Source organism: [Phormidium] sp. LEGE 05292 (assembly GCF_015207735.1).
In the GTDB taxonomy this organism is placed as follows: domain Bacteria; phylum Cyanobacteriota; class Cyanobacteriia; order Cyanobacteriales; family Aerosakkonemataceae; genus Floridanema.
In genome coordinates, this window is the sequence record NZ_JADEWG010000077.1 from 13,201 (window position 1) to 31,823 (window position 18,623).

Here is an 18,623-nt window from a genome sequence, read left to right on the forward strand (position 1 = left end):
AGGATAAAGAAGTTAATCCTTTATCCTTTATCTACGGGCTTGGAGGGGATCGAACCCCCGACCTTGTGGTCCGTAGCCACACGCTCTAATCCGCTAAGCTACAAGCCCTTGTGTTTCAATCACAGAATCTTATAGTAACACAGGTTTTCCAAATTATGCAAGACTTTTCCAAAAATTCTCCTTTAACTCATTTGGACGCAAGCGGGGAAGCCCGCATGGTGGACGTTTCAGCCAAAGAAGCCACTGTGAGAGAAGCGGTAGCAGCGGCGCAGGTGCGGATGTCGGCGCAGACGTTAGAGGCAATTGAGTCGGGAAATGCCCCCAAAGGAGATGTGTTGGGAACGGCGAGGATAGCTGGAATTATGGCAGCGAAACAGACTTCGATGTTAATTCCCTTGTGTCATCCTTTACCTTTGCAAAAGGTGGAAGTGCAAATTACTCCAGATTCAGAATTACCGGGGTATCAAATTCGGGCACGAGTAAAAACTAAGGCGGAAACAGGCGTGGAAATGGAAGCTTTGACTGCGGTTTCTGTGGCGGCGTTAACGCTTTATGATATGGCGAAAGCTTTGGAAAAGTCGATGCAAATTGAGGCGATTCGTTTAATTAGTAAGACGGGTGGGAAGTCGGGAGATTATTACTATCAAAACCAATAAATGATCAGGATTAGTAGGATTTAAGGATGAACAGGATTGATTTTTTAGATTTAAGGATGAATAGGATTGATTTGAATTTATTATATGACAGAGAAAATAATTTATATGTCTATATAATACGAAATATAATTCTGTTTATCCTCAAAATTCACTAACTTCTGATATGCAGTTAAATGAGATTACATATAAAATTAATGGGTGTGCTATGAAAATACATAATATACTGGGCAATGGGTTTCAGGAGGTGATTTATCAAAGGTGTTTAGCAATTGAATTGGGAAGGGCAGGTTTAAATTTTGGTAGGGAGATAGAGCAGAATATTTATTATGAAGGAATTCATGTGGGAACGCGCCGAGCAGACTTTATTGTAGAAAATCAAGTAATTGTAGAGTTAAAAGCCGTAATAAATTTAGAAAATGTACATTTAGCGCAAGCAAAAAATTATGTAGTAGCTTATGATTTTCCTGTTGGGCTACTGATTAATTTTGGAGCGACGAGTCTTCAGTTTAAAAAAGTATTTAACCCCAAATATAATCCTGCTCATCCTCAAATCCACTAAATCCTGATCCTGATTGTGGAGTTACCATTGAAATGAATTACTCTACAATCTAGATAAGTACTAACACTGTTCCACTTACTAGAAATATTTTATGCCTCCTCGTTGGCCCCGAAAACCCGATCGCAATGACCCCGCCTACCGCAAACTCGATGACCGAATGAATTTTGCTGTCCATGTAGCGATTTTTGCTGCTTGTAACTCCGGGATATGGTTTTTTGATATCTTACAAAAAGCTGATTGGCCTTGGGCGGTTTGGGTGACAGGCGGATGGGCGACGGTTTTGTTTGCCCATGCTTTGTATATTTTTGTAATTGCTAACTACTCTCAACCTGCAATTGTCACCAAGGAAACTGCTTCAAAATCCTCCTCCAGTTAGGGTAAATTCTCTGACTTCGCAGTGATGTTGCAATCCCATCAAATTTGTTTTAATAGGATAAAACTAGATTTTTGAGCAATTTCACCAGAGTAACTGATTATGGCTAAGACAAATTCTTCACAAGCGATCGAATCTCTCGCCGCTGAAATTGGCAATAATGTTTATATGGATATTGCCAAGTGGCATCTCTATTTGCGGGAAGCGCATTTGCATACTGTGGTTGCCGAACGAGTTTATCCGATGCTAGAGGATAACTCTTTAAATGAAGGCAAAGTGTTGCAAATTTTGGCAGATATTCCCGTAAAAATTGGTGGCAAACGCGATCTTCCTTTGGCAGATTTGATTCCTACAGCTAGTCAAGTAAATTTGATGGATATTTTGGAAGAATTTCAACGCAATATGTAGGGAATGTTGGGGACTTCTTGCAAAAGTCAGAGTTCTGGGATTTTTTTACCACAGATATCCACAGATAAACACAGATAAACACAGATGAAAATGTGGATATTTTACTTTAGCAAGAAGTCTTTTTGTTTATCTACCAAGTTTCTGTTTAATTCGAGAAACTAAAATATCTACTTCTGGTAATTTCAATTTGGTGGCGAAGAAGGCAAAAAAGGCTAAACCAACTAATGAAGCAATAGTTAGTTCTATCAATTGAGTTAACAAGTTTTGGTTGGGAATAACTCTTTGGAAACCCCAACTAACAGTCCAAGAAACTACACCAGTAAAGACACTAGCACCACCTAAAGCGCCGATTTTTATTGCCCATGTCTTCATAGGTAAACCATTGATTTTCTGATGCAGTCGCCAGGTGAGAAAAATCATGGAAGTCATGTTAACTGTCATTGTTGCTAAGACTAATCCTGGTGCGCCAAGAGGTTTGAAAAAAATGAAATCTAATAGGGCATTGAGGAAGATATTAAAGATGCTAATTCTAAAGGGTGTATCTCCATCTCCTAAGGCATAAAATACTCGAACCAGAACATCTCGCCCTAAGTAGAAAAACATTCCCATGCCGTAAACAACTAAGAGGGATGCTACTAGTTGAGAAGCTTGTTTATCAAAGGCACCTCTTTGATAAACTACTTGCACGATCGGCATAGCTAAGGAAACCATGATTGCCCCTAACGGTAACATTGTGAGGGCAGTAAGAATTAATGCTTGACGAATTCTTTGTTTTAATTCAGGCCAATCTTTAGGGTCGGCAAGTCGCGAGAAAATTGGCAAAAATGGCACTAATAAAACATTGGAAATAATGCCTAATGGAGTTTGTACTAATAGTCCAGCATAGCTTAAACTAGCAGCAGCTTTGGGGATGAAAGAAGCGAAGAATAAATCGGTGTAAACGTTAATATGTAACATCCCGGAAGAAAAGGTTGCGGGTGCCATAATTCTTAGCACTTCTTTGACTCCAGAATTGTGAAAGTCAAAGCGCAAACGTAAGGTTCCTAAACCCGATCGCCATTGGGCAATTACTTGCACTAACCATTGTAAAATTGCTCCTGCTAAAGTGCCGATCGCTAATACTTGTCCACCTAACATCGCATATTCATTAGTGGTAATTTTACCACCTAAAGCTATGGCTAAACCTGCTAATCCTCCAATGACAGTAATGCTGGAAAATAAGGGACTAATTGAAGGCAACCAATACTGATCTGCGGCATTTAATGTAGCAAAACCAATCCCAATTAAACCCGCAAATAACGCCATCGGTGCCATAATTTGTAGTTGTTGAATGGCGATCGCTTTCGTCAGTGCGAGTGTCTGTGCTTGTGCTACTGTAACTCCTTGGGTTTGATTTAATCCTGGTGCGACTAAATTCACCAATGGTTCAGCAAAAATAATTAAGGCGATCGTAACTAGTAATAAAATTCCACTGACAAAGGTCGTAATTGTTTCTACAATAGGAGCAGTCTCTTCTTTTTCCCGTTTCGCTAGTACGCTAACCAAAGCACTGTGAAATGGGCCGTTGATGCCACCCAGCAATACTAATAAAAAACCAGGGAGAATGTAGGCATAGCTGTAGGCATTGGCAGCAGCGCCTACCCCAAAAGCGGCGGCGATCGCTTGCTGACGCACTAACCCAAAGATTTTACTGATCAGGGTTGCTACAGCTACAATTCCGGCAATGTTAACTAAAGTTCGAGAGGGTTTCTTGATTCCAGACACAAACTCTTAAGAATTACTAAACGTACCTTACCTATTCAATCGCGAACTGGCGATTACGAAAAGTATGTCCAGCGATTATTTTTATTCTCAGTTACCTGCTGTAGCAGATTTTTTGGAAATTACTAATTCCCAAAATTATGTTTCTGTACCTCCTGACTGGCAAGTTATTGTTACAGATATTGTTGGTTCTACGAAAGCGATCGAGTCAGGACGCTACAAAGAAGTTAACTTAATTGGTGCGTGTTCAATTGTAGCTATTTTAAATATTACAACAGATTTTGAAGTGCCTTTTGTCTTTGGTGGTGATGGTGCTTCATTGTTAATTCCACCTTCACTTGTACCCCAAGCAAAAGAAGCTTTATTAGCCACAAAACTTTTGGCAAAACTGGAATTTCAATTGGGTTTAAGAGTGGGAATAGTCCCGGTATCAGTTGTTAATCAAAATGGCTACGATATCAAAATTGCTAAGTTAAAAATTTCGGAACATTATCACCAAGCAGTTTTTACTAGTTATGGTTTAACTCATGCTACAGATTTAGTCAAAAATCCAGATTATGCGGATAGTTATTTGGTTAAAGAGTTAGAATTTCAGCCAAAAGCAGATTTTTCTGGTTTGGAATGTCGCTGGCAAGATATCCCTAGTCAGCATGGTGAAATAGTCAGTATTTTGGTATTAGCAACGAGTAGTGAACAGAAAGAAGCAAATTGGATTTATAGGCAAGTTTTAAATAAATTTAGTGAAATATACGGTAAAGAAATTGATTTTCATCCGATTCCTGTAGCTAACCTTAAACTGAGTCTTGATGAAAGAAAACTGATGCAGGAAGCGAAAGTGCGATTCCCGAAGGGAGCGCGAAGCGAATCGCCAGTAGGTAATTGGTTACAACAGCAATGGTATTTATCCAAAATCAAGCTAGAAAACTATTTAGGAGCATTTTCTCTGAATTTTAAACTAAAAGTTAGTGCCACAGATTGGGGAGAATATAAAAATATTTTCTTAGATTCTACAGATTATAAAAAGTTTGATGATATACTGCGTATGGTTATTGCTGGTAACTCAGAACAAAGGCAGCAATTAACGGACTATTTGGAAACTAAGTATCAAGAAGGAAAATTAGTTTATGGATTACATAATTCCGATCGGGCCATAGTAACCTGTTTAGTTTTTGAACGCAATGGTCGTCAAGTACATTTTGTTGACGGTGCAGATGGCGGTTACGCTTTAGCTGCTAAAGCAATGAAACAAAGAATGAAAGTCATCAATTATTAATAAAAATAACATGGATTCTAATCTTATTTATCAATTTCCTCCTCTTTTACTAGGTATTTTAATTAAACGTTATAAGCGATTTTTTGCTGATATTGAGTTAACTACAGGGGAAATAATTACAGCACATTGTCCAAATACTGGGCCAATGACTGGGGTTTCTACTCCTGGTAGTTTGGTACAAGTTTCTCATAATCCAAGTCCTACCAGAAAACTGGCTTATACTTGGGAAATGATTCAAGTTTCTGATAATGAACCGACTTGGGTAGGAATTAATACAAATTTACCCAACCGGATCGTGAAACTAGGTTTAGAAGCCGGAACTTTCCCGGAATTAAGTGATTATAAAAAAATCAAATCAGAAGTAGTTTACGGACGAGAGAAAAAAAGTCGGATTGACTTTTTATTATCAGGAAGCAAGGAAAAATTGCCTGTTTATGTGGAAGTAAAGAATACAACTTGGTCACATGGTAGATTAGCAGTATTCCCTGATACTGTCACCACTAGAGGGCAAAAACATTTACAAGAATTAATCTCAATTTTACCCACAGGACGGGCAGTAATGCTTTATTTTATTAATAGGGGAGACTGCGACAGTTTTGCCCCCGGAGATCTGGTCGATCCGGTTTATGGAAAAATGTTGCGAGAAGCAGTATCGCTGGGTGTAGAGGTTTTAGCTTATCGCTTTGAAACTAAACCCGAAGGAATTCGCTACTTGGGAAAAGCAAACTTTATTGCATCTATGCCAGAATTGAGTGTAAATTCAGCTAATTGTTATCGTTGAATTTAGGTACTTCTTATGAAGTGGTGGAAACGCCAAGGGATATTTTACAAAGAGAATTTAACGGTTAGAAGTGATATCGCTTTCCTTAACCAGGTATTATCATGGTTTGAGGAATTATGTTTTCGTAATCAATCAAAGCTTTCCTGGTTAGTAAGTAAAAGCGATCGCCAATACATTCCTTTAGATGAGTTAAAACTAGCTTTAGATGAAGGTTTTACCAATGTGGTACGCCACGCCCACGAAAAATTACCACCAGATACCCCGATCGAAATTCAATTTGCTATTTGGGACGATCGTTTAGAAATTCGGATTTGGGATCGAGGCGAACCTTTCGATCCGAGTACTATACCAGAACCGAAATTAGGTGCCCTGCAAGAAGGCGGTTTTGGTTGGTCGTTAATTCGCCGTTTGACCGATCGCGTATCTTATGAAAGAGACGAAGATGGGCGAAATTGTCTGTTGCTGGTGAAGCAAAAGCCTTAATGGTTAAACTAAAATTATGATTGTTTGATATGATTTAAAATTGTGCGATCGCGTAGCGTGTGCGTAGCACGTATCACTAAATTTATGATTAATAACTCAGCCATTCAATTTAAATATAATGCACTTTACAAACCCAATCAGTTAATTTGTGGTATAGGACAAACCGCAATAGTTACAGGTTGGAGTGTCAGACAGACAATTGCTAAACATCTACCATCTGATAATTACGCTGTAATTGGTAATTTATACAGTCCAACCAGGGGAATTTCCTTTTTAATTCGCAATTTATTAGCTAATCCTCACGTCAGAAGATTAGTAATTTTAAACGCCACCAAAGAAGATAAAAACGCTGGTGGTTGTCAATGTTTATTAGACTTTTTTAATCATGGATTTACCGAAGGGAAAAGCGACACCGGGCGGGATTGTTGGGTAATTAAATCTCCAATTACAGGTTACATTGATAGAGAAATTTCTGCCACCGCTTTAGAAATATTGCGACAAAATATTGAAGTTAAAGAAGCGAAAACAATTGCTGAAGCAGTAGATTTAGTAAACTCATATTCAACCAAAGAAGTTTTAGAACCTTGGGGAGAACCGTTAATTTTTCCCGAAGTGGAAGTTACCCCAACCGTATTCCCAGGACATCGTTACGGACATCGCATCGAAGGCAAAACAATAGCCGAAACTTGGGTAAAAATCATCCACAGAATTAAGACAACTGGCACAATTAGACCTACTGGTTACGATGGCAAATGGCAAGAGTTAATTGATTTAATGGCAGTTGTCACCGATGAACCAGAAAACTTCTATTTCCCAGAACCGAACTATTTGCCAATTGATAGAACTTTCCTGGAAGAATACATTTCCCAAATCTTAGATGACTCACCTTACAGAGAAGGAGTTAAATACACTTATGGACAGCGTTTAAGGTCTTGGTTTGGCAAAGATCAAGTTGAACAAGTAATTAACAAATTAGTAGCTGATATTGATTCTGCTAGGTCGGTAATGTCCCTTTGGGATGTGAAAGATCACGAAGAAAATCAAAGTCCACCATGCCTTAATCATATTTGGGTAAGAATAGTAGAAAACGAATTATCATTAACAGCAACTTTTCGTAGTAATGATATGTTTAGTGCTTGGCCTGCAAATGCAATGGGATTAAGGGCTTTACAGAAACATATTCGAGATGAAATTGCCAAAAGATCTAATTATGATTTAAAAATGGGACCATTAATTACTATTAGCCAAAGTAGCCATATTTATGACGATTGTTGGGAGAATGCAGATAATGTAATTCAGTCTCAATATGCCAAAATTTGTCAGAAAAGAGATTATCTCGATCCTGTTGGTAACTTTTTGATTACTGTGCAGGATGATAAAATTATTGTAGAACACACAACTCCTGGTTCTGGAGAAGTGATTAACTGTTATACAGGAAAAACAGCCAAGCAAATTTATCGACAAATAGCTGCCGACTGTCCAGGCATTCAAGTAGAACACGCGATGTATTTAGCAACAGAGTTACACAAAGCGGAAATCGCTATATCGATGAAAAAAGAGTTTATCTATGAACAAGATAAAATGCTGATAACCAAATAGTAAATTAATACATTAAAATTAGCCTTATAGATTTTTAAGAAAAATTTTTCTATTTTTTATCGTCTTCCTATGACTCTTGCGTACAATGATGTTGCAATCTTTTCTAGCGCTATTCCTGCTGCAACTGTCACTCCAAAGCCAGGAGTATTTCCGAAAAAGCGATATCCTATAACAAATGTAGTTACTATGACAAAAAATGATAAAGCTCCTAGTTCAAAGTCCTTCCGCAAAGATTCACGGCTAACTTGAGCAAGTAATTTAACAAATTTTTCTCTACTTCCACCTTTATAAGGAGATGCAGGTGATTCATTCTTGAAGAAAACTACAGTGCAAAACTTCTCTCCATACTCTAGTTCTATGATATCTCTAGAAAAATTCTGCACTGGGATTAAAAGTTCCCCTTCCTTCCACCCTGGATCAACTTTCGTGGATATGTTAGATAGTCCTCTAGAAACTTGTGATACTCTTGACAAAATTAATGCTGATATTGAACAATCTTTAGGCATTTTTAGCTGTTCTAAAGTACCAATTAAAGCTATGTCTCCAGGTCTAATTTCTACCTTTTTTCCAGGCTTTATAGGAACAAGATTAGGCTTTGATATAAAACTTTTATAAAAACCCCCAACTCTTAAGTCATAACCCATTGGTGTTAAACAATCATCTGAACCATTTGCAATTAGCAGTGTTTTTTTATCACCCAATTGTGATTCGTAATAACATAAAATATTTTTTAAATCCGTATCGGTGAGTATTGACATATATTTATTGAGCCTGCTGCTACTTCATAAAATCAATAACCAGAATTTACGCATTTGTAAGCTTAGATACGCGCAATAGTTACTGTTTCTGGTTGATCTTGATATTTACCCTGACGATCTTTGTAACTAACAGCACAAGGTTCGCCTTCCAAAAACATCAACTGTACTATCCCTTCGTTTGCGTAAATTCGGCAATCAGCACTGGAAGCGTTTGATAACTCAAGGGTCAAGTAACCTCGCCAAGCTGCCTCAGCCGGAGTTACGTTAGCAATTATACCACAACGAGCGTAAGTACTTTTACCAATGCAAATTACTGTAATATTGTCTGGTATGTCTAACTTTTCTAGGGAAACTCCAAGACCGTAAGAGTGGGCAGGGAGTATAAAATAAGATCCATTGCTATCTTGGTGAAGTTTAGTTGATACCAAGTTCTCAGGATTAAAGTTCTTTGGATCAACTACAGTACCAGGAATATGTCTAAAAATGCGGAAATCTGATGGCGATAGCCTAATATCATAACCAAAGCTACTCAACCCAAATGATATAAGAGGTAAGTCCCCAGCACGACGCATTTGCTGAGGTTCAAAGGGCGAGATCATACCTTTCTGCGCCATTTGAGTAATCCAAATATCGTTTTTAATCATAGCTTTACAAGTAATCATGAAATACTACAGAAATACTAGGATACCGCATTTCCAGAAAAGTTAAACAGTAACGAACGGTTAAAAGCTAGTAATTTCTGATTTGGCGGGGTTAGCATTGTAGTTGTTTGGGAAACTGCATAGGTTCATTCCCAACAGACATATATTTCAGAAAATAGGCAGAAAATCTGAAACTATGAACAAAAAACTAGCTAACCATCGCCAATATTGGCAAGTAAAATTATTATTCTGTTGGTTTCCTTTATTAATTTTAACTGCTTGCGGCAGCGAACAAGCAAATAAAGCTAAACAAGCACCACAATTATCTGCTAGTTCACCAAGACCAGCAGCAAAATTACCTAATGCTGCACCACCAGCAGCAGAACCTACAGCTAAACTTCGTAGTGCTGATAATGTAGCTCAACCTACACCTAACACTGAACAATATAACCGAATTGAAGATAATCAATTTGTCACTGTTAAAAATCAGCCATTATCAACATTTTCCATTGATGTTGACACAGCATCTTATAGTAATGTGAGAAGATTTATTAATGAAGGACAATTGCCACCTAAAGATGCGGTGAGAATTGAAGAGATGATCAATTATTTCACTTATGATTATCCGCAACCAAATGGCGATCGACCTTTTGCCATTACCACCGAAATCTCCCAAACACCTTGGAATCCCAAACATAAATTAGTGCAAATTGGATTACAAGGAAAACGCATCGCTTCAGAAAACATACCTCCCAGCAATCTCGTATTTTTAATAGATGTTTCCGGTTCAATGGAAGAGCCGAATAAATTACCACTTTTACAAACCAGCTTTCGTTTATTAACCAATCAATTAACTGCCAAAGATAAAGTTTCAATAGTGGTTTATGCCGGAAATGCTGGGTTAGTTTTGCCGCCAACTCCGGGAAACGAAAAACAGAAAATTATCTCGGCAATTTATAAGTTAAAAGCCGGAGGTTCCACTGCTGGCGGGGAAGGAATTAAGCTTGCTTACGACATTGCCAAAAAGAACTTTCTTCCATCAGGAAACAACCGAGTAATTTTGGCAACCGATGGAGATTTTAATGTGGGTGTTTCCAGCGATAGTGAATTAGTTCGGTTAATCGAAAATTACCGAAATCAGGGAGTTTTCCTTACTGTTCTTGGTTTTGGTATGGGAAACTTGAAAGATTCTAAAATGGAACAACTTGCTGATAAAGGCAATGGCAATTACGCTTATATTGATGATCTTCAAGAAGCAAAGAAAGTATTAGTTACCCAAATGGGTGGGACAATTTTCACCATTGCTAAAGATGTGAAAATTCAGGTAGAATTTAATCCAACTAAAGTGCAAGCTTACCGATTAATTGGTTATGAAAATCGGGCGTTACAAGCAGAAGACTTCAAAAACGACAAAAAAGATGCTGGAGAATTAGGCGCAGGACATTCAGTGACAGCACTTTATGAAATAATTCCTGTAGGTGTGAAAAGTGATGTAAAATTAACCCAAGTTGATCCTTTGCGCTACCAACAAAATCAAGTTGATTCCCAAGCTTATAAAAACAACGAGTTAATGCTGGTGAAACTGCGTTACAAAGCACCGAAAGACACAACTTCTGAATTAATTACTCAACCATTAATTGATGGAAATGTCTCATTTACCAATGCCTCGAATAACTTAAAATTTGCCGCAGCAGTAGCAGAATTTGGGATGATTTTAAGAGAGTCTGAATTCAAAGGTGCGGCGAACTTCGACCAAGTTTTAGATTTAGCGCGTCAGTCTAAAGATGTAGACTTAGCTGGTTATCGCACTGAGTTTATTAGCTTGGTGGAAAAAACCAAATCCTTAGCTGTTTCCCAAAGATGAACCAAGAAAAAACACAGGTAAATATAGATGATACTAAATTTAGGGTAATACTGAATCCGGGTTAATTACCCCCTCTATCTTCTCCCTCTTTCCTCTGCGTCCTCTGCGTTCTCTGCGGTTCATTAATAAAACAGATTTTTCACCCGGGTTTAGTATAATATTTTTTTGAACCGTAAAGACGCAAAGAGCGCGAAGAAAGAAGAAAAAAGAAGAAGAAAGAAGTGGAAGAAAATAAAAAAGCATTTTTACCTTCTGCCTTCTGCCTTCTGCCTTCTGCCTTCTCATTCAAGGACGATGACTGCGGCGAATTTCGGTAATTTGATCTGCCACATCTAAAATTGCTGTTGGCATTTCTGGCCCTGTCATAATAATATCGACATGATAGGGACGTTTAGCAATAAATTCCAAGACTTCTTGTTCGGGAATTAAACCAAAATTAACTGCTAAACTTAACTCATCCAAAACTACTAAATTATATTTTCCTTCAATGACAACTTTTTGAGTGTACTTCCACAAATCCCGCAAAGAACTCATTTCTACTTCATCTAATTGTGGCGTATCAATGCAGCGTGGTAAATCGCAACGCACCCAATCTAAATTTTGTCCTAAACGAACAGGATGTTGATACCCCTGATTAATTCCTCCTTTGAGGAATTGTACTACCAAAACAGGTGTTCCTTGTCCGGCGATTCTTAATGCTTGCGCCATGACACTGGTGAAGAAACTGCGATGGGAAGAGGTAAAAACCTGTACCAATCCTTCAATTTCCGGTAATATGTCAGGCTGCGTAGTGTCGTAACTTTCACGAACCGAAGTAACAGTTGGGGTTTCTATCTGGGCTACCATAAGTCAATAAATGATGGTCAGGAACCTGCCGACCGCACTATTTATTTAGCGCCGCCATTTGGTTTACTTTACAAAATATAGTGTATTTTTTGCTTAGTATCCATAATAAAACACTATATATATAATTAAGTCAATACTAAAATTGTTGGGAAATCATTAACCTTTGGCAATAATTAAGCATCTATCATTAGTAGTAAAATCCCAGAGTAAATTAGATATTAAGCTGATGTCGATTTTTCATGCCACTTTTTGGGAGAAGTTGTGCTGTGAGATTAATAATTTTAGGAGGCGCAGGTGCAGGGAAAGGAACTCAAGCCCAAAGGCTATCTTCTTATCTATCTATCCCTTACATTTCCATTGGGGATATTTTGCGAAATGCGATAACCACTGGGACGGAGTTAGGTAAGCAAGCGCAGGCGTTTGTGGAAAAGGGGGAACTCGTACCTGATGAAATTATGATTGAATTTATGCGCGAAAGACTGTTATTATCAGATGTTGCTAAGGGATGGATACTTGATGGTTATCCGCGCACGGCTTTTCAAGCAGAAGAGTTAGATTTTCTGTTAGCAGATTTGGGACAACAGCTAGATTGGGCAATTTGGTTGGATGTGCCTGAGTCAGAGTTGCAAGTTCGTTGTTTAAATCGGGGATTGATTGACGACCAACCGGAAATTATCCAGCGGCGAATTCAATTATTCCAAGAACGAACGATTCCGATTTTGGATTACTACGGTTATCGCGAAAGGCTTTTATTGATCGATGGTGTCCAATCTCCCGAACAAGTGGAGCAAAGTATATTAAAAAAAATTAGTCAAACTGCTGTATCCTAGTTGAAATTTCGAGGCAAGTGCGATGTCTTGGCAACGTCCTGATGGTAGAGAACCTTATCAATTACGCCCGATTCGGTTTGAGCGCAATTTTACTCGTTTCGCTTCCGGTTCGGTGTTGACTCACTGCGGCGATACGCAAGTTCTTTGTACTGTGAGCGTGCAAGAATGTGTGCCGAAGTTTTTGGAAGGTAAGGGTCAGGGTTGGTTAACTGCGGAATATCGAATGCTTCCAAGTGCAACTCCCCAACGTCAAGAACGGGAGTTTATGAAACTTTCGGGTCGAACTCAGGAAATTCAAAGGTTAATTGGTCGTTCTTTGAGGGCGGCTTTGGATTTAAATGCTTTGGGTGAGCGAACGATCGTTGTTGATGCTGATGTTTTACAAGCGGATGCGGGTACGAGAACGACTGCGATTACTGGCGGGTTTGTGGCTTTGGCGGATGCGATCGCTAAACTATTAAATGAAGGTAAGCTGGAGCGATCGCCAATTATTCACCAAGTCGCCGCCATCTCCGTCGGACTTTTGGAAGGCGAACCTTTCCTCGACCTCAACTATCCTGAAGATGTCGCCGCTGATGTTGATTTTAACGTGGTAATGAATGAAAAGCTTTCAATGATTGAACTTCAGGGAACCGCTGAACATGGTTTTTTCAGTCGTCCTCAACTAAATAAATTACTCGATTTCGCCGAAAAAGGCATTCGTGACCTCTTGGAAATGCAGCGGGAAACCTTGGGAACTTTCCTTTTTTAAGTCTGAAATGCTTGTGTAGAGGGCATTTCACTTTTCTACATGGCTTATATGAGCGCACCTATCCCATTTTAGGTTCAATTTTAGCAAAAAAATCAACTAATAGCAAGAGGCAAAAAGATAAAATTTTTCGAGGCAATTTTCCAAGTAACAAATGACTTAATTTGGGTTAAAAAGACTAGCCGCTAACCATTCCCAATCTTGTAGAGTTGGCATAACTGTTATTTTCAATTCACTTAGTAAAGTTAATTAGTTTAGAGGGCGATCGAAAATAGCTCGATCGAGATTTTTGGCTTCCTGCCAACAAGTACCAGTTAGAATTGCCTTTCTAAAATTGGTGTGTTCCAGTTTTGCTCCGGTGAAATCGGCATTGGTTAAATCTGCACCACCGAAGGTTGTAATTAGGGAAAAATTACCGAATTTAGTAAATTGTTCATCAAGTACTAAAGCTCGCCAGCCAACATAAGTAGACAGCAAACCTATCGCCAAAACGATAGCCGAATTTATAATGGCAGTAAAAGATGTAGATGAATTAAAGTACACCGATATAGCGATCGCTACCGTCACAACCAAAAATATCACCAAAGCTAAAACTCCCGCTCGGAAACCAGCTATATAACGAGCCAAAACCGCAGAAAAAAGCACGCTGCCAGTCACCCAAAACACCCCATATAAACAACTTATTGCTGGGTAAGCCAAGTCTGCAATCCCAGTGCCAATGCTATTTGACCCTAAAATCATTACTCCAATTTGCACAAGACAAACAGAAACAACTAATTTGGGTGAGAACATTTCCCATCCATTAAGAATGATGGCAATAAACCAAAGAGCTATCAATAATAAAACAAATATACCCGGTAAAATAGTATAAGTGTTGGTAAATTTAGGGCTAAATAATTCATACGGTTTAGGACTGTTAAAAGCGAAAAAGAGAAACATATTAGGTAACAATAGAATCATTGGTAATAATAATCTGTTTAAAGCAATAAAATTATTTTCTGTCTGGACTGCCTGTGAATTTGGCAGTCCTGCTGTAGCATATCTGAAAGAAGCACCTTTTAAAACAGCATTGCTGAAGTTTGCTCCCCGAATGTCAGCGTAACTAAAGTTAGCACCAGTGAGGTTTTGTCCTTTAAAAGAGCGACCTTGCAGATTTTGATGTGAAAAATCTTGAGACATAAAATTGGATACCAAGAAAAAAGGAGAGAATTAAAGCAATTCTCTCCTATACTTCTCTGTCCCTTCAATAAAAATGTGTTATTAGTTAGCTTACTGAGATGGACGGCGATTTTGACGTTCTTGGCGCATTTGTTGCATTTGTTGTTGTTGTTCGGGAGTTAAAACAGCTTGCATTTTTTGGCGAGATTCTTCCCTAATACGTTTAATTTGTGCTTGTTGATCCGCAGTCAGATTCAAAGAAGCCCAAACTTGACCACGTTGACCGCGACGTTCACCACTTTGTTGTGCTTGTTGTTGTCCTCTTTGCGCTCTTCTTTGTTCCATAGCCGCACGCAATTTGTCTTTCTGTTCTTGAGTGAGAACACTTTCAATTTGGGTACGAGTCGCTTCCCGAATTTGTCGCATTTGGGTTTTTTGCTCGTCAGTTAAATTGAGTCGATTTCCTTTCCCTTGAGCCAAAATTAGCTGTTGCTCGGAAGAAGTAGATATAGGATTTGCTTGAGCTAAATTTACCCAAGCTGTAGACATAACTAATGTGGCAGTTGTTCCCAAAAGTGCAATTAATTTGGTGTTCATAATTAACCAATACAAAAACTTGACTTTTAGACGTGACTAGTTTCCCGAAGGTTCAAATTTTTATCATTGATTTTTTAGTAGGAGCAGGGATCTAAACAAAAAGACTGCTTACTGAACTTGACGACGATTTTGACGCTCTTGGCGCGTTTGTTGTAGTTGTTGTTTTTGCCCAGGAGTCAACACAGATAGCATTTTTTGGCGATAGTTTTCCCTGATGCGTCTAATTTTTGCTTGTTGTTGGGCCGAAAGATTCAGAGACGACCAAAATTCAGAACCTTGAACTCTTTGTTGTCTAATTACACGCAATTTCTCTTTCTGTGCAGGAGTCAGAACCTTTTGAATTTCGGTACGAGCCTCTGCACTAATTTGTCGCATTTGGGTTTTTTGCTTTTGAGTAAGATTCAGTCCATTCCTGGTTGCTTGAGCCTGAATTAGCTGTCGATCGGAAGTAGTCGATGAGGGTTTTGCTTGGGCTAAATTTACCCAAGCTGTAGACATAACTAAGGTGGCGGTTGTTCCCAAAATTGCCAACAATTTTCTGTTCATAATTCAAGTAAATCGAAAAAAACCGTGCTTTCAGACTGAGCTAGTTTACCAAAGGTGGAAATTTTTGTCATTTGTTTATTGGTTCTTTAGTAATGACAAAAGGCTAAATTTTGTTGACTTTTAGGAGCAATTATGCAGAAGCTTGGCAAAATTTTACTTAAACATGAAGATTTATTTCTTTAAAACAACAATTTTGTTGTTTTAATTGGCAGCTAAATTCCAGTCAGGAAAGGCATTTGAGCGATCGCACTAATAACAAAACCCGCAATATTACCTACTCCATAAAGTTCTGTATCTCTGAGAGAATCAGAAACGGTTTGATAATCAAGCAATTATCTTCCGGTTGTCAGGATAAGGGAGAAGTTTATGAAATTAGCTTACTGGATGTATGCAGGCCCCGCACATATTGGCACGCTACGGATTGCCAGTTCGTTTAAAAATGTTCATGCGATTATGCACGCGCCTTTGGGGGATGATTATTTTAATGTGATGCGATCGATGTTAGAACGGGAAAGAGATTTTACTCCTGTGACTGCTAGTATTGTCGATCGTCACGTTTTAGCCAGAGGTTCTCAAGAAAGAGTTGTTGATAATATTACTCGTAAAGATCAGGAGGAACGTCCAGATTTGATCGTGTTAACTCCGACTTGCACTTCTAGTATTTTACAGGAAGATTTGCAGAATTTTGTCGATCGCGCTCAGATTGAAGCGAAAGGCGATGTGATGTTGGCAGATGTAAATCATTATCGGGTAAATGAACTGCAAGCAGCCGATCGAACTTTGCATCAAATCGTCCAATATTATATAGAGAAAGCGCGGAAACAAGGCAATCTTCCTGAAGGGAAAACCGAAAAACCATCGGTAAATATTATTGGCATGACAACTCTAGGTTTCCACAATCAGCATGATTGCATGGAACTGAAAAAATTAATGGCGGATCTGGGAATTGAAGTTAACCAAGTAATTCCTGAAGGTGCTTCCGTTCAAAACTTAAAAAATCTGCCGAAAGCATGGTTTAACTTAGTTCCTTATCGGGAAGTTGGGTTAATGGCAGCTAAATATTTAGAACAAGAATTCGGCACACCTTATATAGATATCACCCCAATGGGAGTGGTAGAAACGGCGCGTTGTATCCGCAAAATTCAACAAGTAATTAATGCTCAAGGTGGAGAAGTTGACTACGAAGAATTCATCAACGAACAAACCTTGTATGTTTCTCAAGCTGCTTGGTTTTCTCGTTCCATTGACTGTCAGAATTTAACCGGGAAAAAGGCGGTTGTATTTGGAGATAATACCCACGCTGCTGCTATTACCAAAATTCTGGCACGGGAAATGGGAATTCATGTAGTTTGGGCGGGAACTTATTGTAAATATGATGCTGATTGGTTCCGGGAACAGGTTAGCGAGTATTGCGATGAAGTGATTATTAGTGATGACAATGGTGCGATCGGAGATGCGATCGCCAGAGTAGAACCTTCCGCCATTTTCGGCACCCAAATGGAACGCCACGTCGGTAAACGTTTAGATATTCCCTGCGGCGTAATAGCATCACCAATTCACATTCAAAACTTCCCCATTGGTTACAAACCTTTCGTCGGTTACGAAGGCACAAATCAAATAGTTGATTTAATCTACAATTCCTTCACCTTGGGAATGGAAGATCACCTATTAGAAATCTTCGGCGGACATGATACCAAAGAAGTAATTACTAAGGGAATTTCTGCTGATTCTGACTTAGGTTGGACGAAAGAAGCACAAGCAGAATTGAATAAAGTTCCTGGTTTTGTCCGGGGGAAAGTGAAGCGAAATACCGAAAAGTTTGCCCGTGAAAGAAACATTTCGCAGATTACTGTTGAAGTAATGTATGCAGCGAAAGAAGCAGTCGGGGCGTAAATTATAATAGTAGGGTGGGTGTAATGCCCACCTTGCTAACATTAAAGCTTTGAACGCTAAAATAATGAGTAACTCTGTCACATTTCAAACACTGATTGAATACGTTGAAGAACTATCTCTAGAAGATCAAGACTTATTAATTGAACTGATCCAAAAGCGGCGCATAGAAAAGCGACGGGCGGAGATTGCTGAAAATGCCAATCAAACTTTAGCAGCTTTAAAATCAGGAACAGCTAAACGTGGAACATTCGCAGATCTTAAAGCAGATTTATTGAGTGAAGAATGACACTAGTTTGGGATAACAGCTTTCGCAGAGCATTTAAACGTCTGGTTCGGAAAAATCCTCAATTGCGAGAGAAAATTTTCGAGGTTTTAGAAGTTTTAGATGCAGATCCTTTCTTCCCTTCGCTTAAATCCCATAAACTGCGAGGAAATTTAGATGGACTTTGGGCTTGTTGGGTTGAATACAATTGCCGAATAATTTTTTCTTTAGTTACAGACGAAGAATCTGGTGAAGAACTAATAGTTTTAATAGATATTGGTTCTCACGATGAAGTATATTAAAAATACTAGTTTGTTTTTCTTAACGTGAAACCAGAAACTAAACCAAAAATATTAATGACTTCTTATTGATTTAAATAAAATGTCACACTTATTAGTTCATCAAGGCAAAACATCTAAATTACGGGTCTTCCGGCATCATGGGGTAAAATGTAGTTAGCACTACATTTTACCCGAAAAGGACGATGGATTTTCATCTAGATACCTTATTAAACTTACCAAACGTTACAGTTTTCACTGCTTATGAAAAAGAAGGATTCTTCATTTTAAAATTAGAGTTGTTAAACG

The 18,623-nt window shown here is 38.6% G+C and carries 21 protein-coding genes and 1 tRNA gene; 14 read left to right on the forward strand and 8 right to left on the reverse strand.

From position 1 onward, the window contains the following. Positions 1-34 precede the first annotated feature (34 nt). Positions 35-108: transfer RNA gene (locus IQ264_RS19935), tRNA-Arg, on the reverse strand. A 47-nt stretch (positions 109-155) separates the two neighbouring features. Between IQ264_RS19935 and moaC the strand changes: the two genes are divergently transcribed. From moaC to IQ264_RS19955, 4 genes are all read left to right on the forward strand, one after another. Next, a complete protein-coding gene (gene moaC, locus IQ264_RS19940) occupies positions 156-656 on the forward strand; it encodes a cyclic pyranopterin monophosphate synthase MoaC (RefSeq protein ID WP_193982552.1) in 501 nt (166 codons plus the stop codon). Between the two features lie 163 nt (positions 657-819). Beyond that, a complete protein-coding gene (locus IQ264_RS19945) occupies positions 820-1,215 on the forward strand; it encodes a GxxExxY protein (protein WP_193982553.1) in 396 nt (131 codons plus the stop codon). A gap of 91 nt (positions 1,216-1,306) precedes the next feature. After that, positions 1,307-1,591, forward strand: a complete 285-nt coding sequence (locus IQ264_RS19950; RefSeq protein ID WP_193982554.1) for a 2TM domain-containing protein — start codon at positions 1,307-1,309, stop codon at positions 1,589-1,591. A 99-nt stretch (positions 1,592-1,690) separates the two neighbouring features. Beyond that, entirely contained in the window at positions 1,691-1,996 is a 306-nt protein-coding gene (locus IQ264_RS19955; RefSeq protein WP_193982555.1) for a DUF3181 family protein, read from the forward strand. Positions 1,997-2,122: 126 nt separating this feature from the next. Here the strand turns inward: IQ264_RS19955 and murJ are convergent, their stop codons facing one another. Beyond that, a complete protein-coding gene (gene murJ, locus IQ264_RS19960; protein WP_193982556.1) occupies positions 2,123-3,760 on the reverse strand; it encodes a murein biosynthesis integral membrane protein MurJ in 1,638 nt (545 codons plus the stop codon). A 64-nt stretch (positions 3,761-3,824) separates the two neighbouring features. Here murJ and IQ264_RS19965 point away from each other — a divergent pair, with 64 nt between their 5' ends. The 4 genes from IQ264_RS19965 (at position 3,825) to IQ264_RS19980 (ending at position 7,893) form a co-directional block, all read left to right on the forward strand. Then, entirely contained in the window at positions 3,825-5,030 is a 1,206-nt protein-coding gene (locus IQ264_RS19965) for a DUF3095 domain-containing protein (protein ID WP_193982557.1), read from the forward strand. A gap of 10 nt (positions 5,031-5,040) precedes the next feature. Then, on the forward strand, positions 5,041-5,811 hold the full coding sequence (gene sfsA, locus IQ264_RS19970; protein ID WP_193982558.1) for a DNA/RNA nuclease SfsA: 771 nt from the start codon (positions 5,041-5,043) through the stop codon (positions 5,809-5,811). Positions 5,812-5,826: 15 nt separating this feature from the next. After that, entirely contained in the window at positions 5,827-6,294 is a 468-nt protein-coding gene (locus IQ264_RS19975) for an ATP-binding protein (protein WP_193982559.1), read from the forward strand. A gap of 84 nt (positions 6,295-6,378) precedes the next feature. Continuing rightward, entirely contained in the window at positions 6,379-7,893 is a 1,515-nt protein-coding gene (locus tag IQ264_RS19980) for a thymidylate synthase (protein WP_193982560.1), read from the forward strand. Positions 7,894-7,949: 56 nt separating this feature from the next. Here the strand turns inward: IQ264_RS19980 and IQ264_RS19985 are convergent, their stop codons facing one another. Together IQ264_RS19985 and dcd are read right to left on the reverse strand one after the other, a co-directional pair. Then, on the reverse strand, positions 7,950-8,651 hold the full coding sequence (locus IQ264_RS19985; protein WP_193982561.1) for a dCTP deaminase: 702 nt from the start codon (positions 8,649-8,651) through the stop codon (positions 7,950-7,952). A 62-nt stretch (positions 8,652-8,713) separates the two neighbouring features. Then, complete coding sequence (dcd, locus tag IQ264_RS19990; protein ID WP_193982562.1) at positions 8,714-9,295, reverse strand: dCTP deaminase; 582 nt, start codon at positions 9,293-9,295, stop codon at positions 8,714-8,716. Positions 9,296-9,488: 193 nt separating this feature from the next. Between dcd and IQ264_RS19995 the strand changes: the two genes are divergently transcribed. Continuing rightward, on the forward strand, positions 9,489-11,156 hold the full coding sequence (locus IQ264_RS19995; protein ID WP_193982563.1) for a vWA domain-containing protein: 1,668 nt from the start codon (positions 9,489-9,491) through the stop codon (positions 11,154-11,156). Positions 11,157-11,441: 285 nt separating this feature from the next. Here IQ264_RS19995 and IQ264_RS20000 read toward each other — a convergent pair whose 3' ends face one another. Then, entirely contained in the window at positions 11,442-12,002 is a 561-nt protein-coding gene (locus IQ264_RS20000; protein ID WP_193982564.1) for a P-loop NTPase family protein, read from the reverse strand. A 266-nt stretch (positions 12,003-12,268) separates the two neighbouring features. On the opposite strand from IQ264_RS20000, the gene IQ264_RS20005 reads away from it, so the two are divergent. Together IQ264_RS20005 and rph are read left to right on the forward strand one after the other, a co-directional pair. Continuing rightward, positions 12,269-12,832, forward strand: a complete 564-nt coding sequence (locus IQ264_RS20005) for an adenylate kinase (RefSeq protein WP_193982565.1) — start codon at positions 12,269-12,271, stop codon at positions 12,830-12,832. A gap of 22 nt (positions 12,833-12,854) precedes the next feature. Beyond that, entirely contained in the window at positions 12,855-13,583 is a 729-nt protein-coding gene (gene rph, locus IQ264_RS20010) for a ribonuclease PH (RefSeq protein WP_193982566.1), read from the forward strand. A gap of 246 nt (positions 13,584-13,829) precedes the next feature. Here the strand turns inward: rph and IQ264_RS20015 are convergent, their stop codons facing one another. The 3 genes from IQ264_RS20015 to IQ264_RS20025 all read right to left on the reverse strand — a co-directional run bounded on the left by IQ264_RS20015 (position 13,830) and on the right by IQ264_RS20025 (position 15,881). Beyond that, complete coding sequence (locus tag IQ264_RS20015) at positions 13,830-14,759, reverse strand: pentapeptide repeat-containing protein (RefSeq protein ID WP_193982567.1); 930 nt, start codon at positions 14,757-14,759, stop codon at positions 13,830-13,832. A 90-nt stretch (positions 14,760-14,849) separates the two neighbouring features. Next, a complete protein-coding gene (locus IQ264_RS20020) occupies positions 14,850-15,335 on the reverse strand; it encodes a hypothetical protein (RefSeq protein ID WP_193982568.1) in 486 nt (161 codons plus the stop codon). A gap of 108 nt (positions 15,336-15,443) precedes the next feature. Then, on the reverse strand, positions 15,444-15,881 hold the full coding sequence (locus IQ264_RS20025; protein WP_193982569.1) for a hypothetical protein: 438 nt from the start codon (positions 15,879-15,881) through the stop codon (positions 15,444-15,446). Between the two features lie 366 nt (positions 15,882-16,247). On the opposite strand from IQ264_RS20025, the gene bchB reads away from it, so the two are divergent. From bchB to IQ264_RS20040, 3 genes are all read left to right on the forward strand, one after another. Further along, positions 16,248-17,774, forward strand: coding sequence for a ferredoxin:protochlorophyllide reductase (ATP-dependent) subunit B (gene bchB, locus IQ264_RS20030; protein ID WP_193982570.1), 1,527 nt, complete (start codon positions 16,248-16,250; stop codon positions 17,772-17,774). A 64-nt stretch (positions 17,775-17,838) separates the two neighbouring features. After that, positions 17,839-18,060 (forward strand): hypothetical protein, encoded by a 222-nt coding sequence (locus tag IQ264_RS20035; RefSeq protein WP_193982571.1) that lies wholly within the window; start codon positions 17,839-17,841, stop codon positions 18,058-18,060. Then, on the forward strand, positions 18,057-18,338 hold the full coding sequence (locus IQ264_RS20040) for a type II toxin-antitoxin system YafQ family toxin (protein WP_193982572.1): 282 nt from the start codon (positions 18,057-18,059) through the stop codon (positions 18,336-18,338). The genes IQ264_RS20035 and IQ264_RS20040 overlap by 4 nt, the downstream gene beginning before the upstream one ends. The last annotated feature ends 285 nt before the right edge of the window (positions 18,339-18,623 follow it).

Excerpts from the sequence above, each read along its gene's own strand:
- rph (WP_193982566.1), top strand. The coding sequence starts at position 12,855 with ATGTCTTGGCAACGTCCTGATGGTAGAGAACCTTATCAATTACGCCCG.
- IQ264_RS20040 (WP_193982572.1), top strand. The coding sequence starts at position 18,057 with ATGACACTAGTTTGGGATAACAGCTTTCGCAGAGCATTTAAACGTCTG.
- IQ264_RS19975 (WP_193982559.1), top strand. The coding sequence starts at position 5,827 with ATGAAGTGGTGGAAACGCCAAGGGATATTTTACAAAGAGAATTTAACG.
- dcd (WP_193982562.1), bottom strand. The coding sequence starts at position 9,295 with ATGATTAAAAACGATATTTGGATTACTCAAATGGCGCAGAAAGGTATG.
- IQ264_RS19950 (WP_193982554.1), top strand. The coding sequence starts at position 1,307 with ATGCCTCCTCGTTGGCCCCGAAAACCCGATCGCAATGACCCCGCCTAC.
- IQ264_RS19965 (WP_193982557.1), top strand. The coding sequence starts at position 3,825 with ATGTCCAGCGATTATTTTTATTCTCAGTTACCTGCTGTAGCAGATTTT.
- IQ264_RS19980 (WP_193982560.1), top strand. The coding sequence starts at position 6,379 with ATGATTAATAACTCAGCCATTCAATTTAAATATAATGCACTTTACAAA.
- IQ264_RS20000 (WP_193982564.1), bottom strand. The coding sequence starts at position 12,002 with ATGGTAGCCCAGATAGAAACCCCAACTGTTACTTCGGTTCGTGAAAGT.
- bchB (WP_193982570.1), top strand. The coding sequence starts at position 16,248 with ATGAAATTAGCTTACTGGATGTATGCAGGCCCCGCACATATTGGCACG.
- IQ264_RS19995 (WP_193982563.1), top strand. The coding sequence starts at position 9,489 with ATGAACAAAAAACTAGCTAACCATCGCCAATATTGGCAAGTAAAATTA.
- IQ264_RS20025 (WP_193982569.1), bottom strand. The coding sequence starts at position 15,881 with ATGAACAGAAAATTGTTGGCAATTTTGGGAACAACCGCCACCTTAGTT.
- IQ264_RS20035 (WP_193982571.1), top strand. The coding sequence starts at position 17,839 with ATGAGTAACTCTGTCACATTTCAAACACTGATTGAATACGTTGAAGAA.
- IQ264_RS19955 (WP_193982555.1), top strand. The coding sequence starts at position 1,691 with ATGGCTAAGACAAATTCTTCACAAGCGATCGAATCTCTCGCCGCTGAA.
- IQ264_RS19985 (WP_193982561.1), bottom strand. The coding sequence starts at position 8,651 with ATGTCAATACTCACCGATACGGATTTAAAAAATATTTTATGTTATTAC.
- moaC (WP_193982552.1), top strand. The coding sequence starts at position 156 with ATGCAAGACTTTTCCAAAAATTCTCCTTTAACTCATTTGGACGCAAGC.
- IQ264_RS19945 (WP_193982553.1), top strand. The coding sequence starts at position 820 with ATGCAGTTAAATGAGATTACATATAAAATTAATGGGTGTGCTATGAAA.
- sfsA (WP_193982558.1), top strand. The coding sequence starts at position 5,041 with ATGGATTCTAATCTTATTTATCAATTTCCTCCTCTTTTACTAGGTATT.
- IQ264_RS20020 (WP_193982568.1), bottom strand. The coding sequence starts at position 15,335 with ATGAACACCAAATTAATTGCACTTTTGGGAACAACTGCCACATTAGTT.
- IQ264_RS20015 (WP_193982567.1), bottom strand. The coding sequence starts at position 14,759 with ATGTCTCAAGATTTTTCACATCAAAATCTGCAAGGTCGCTCTTTTAAA.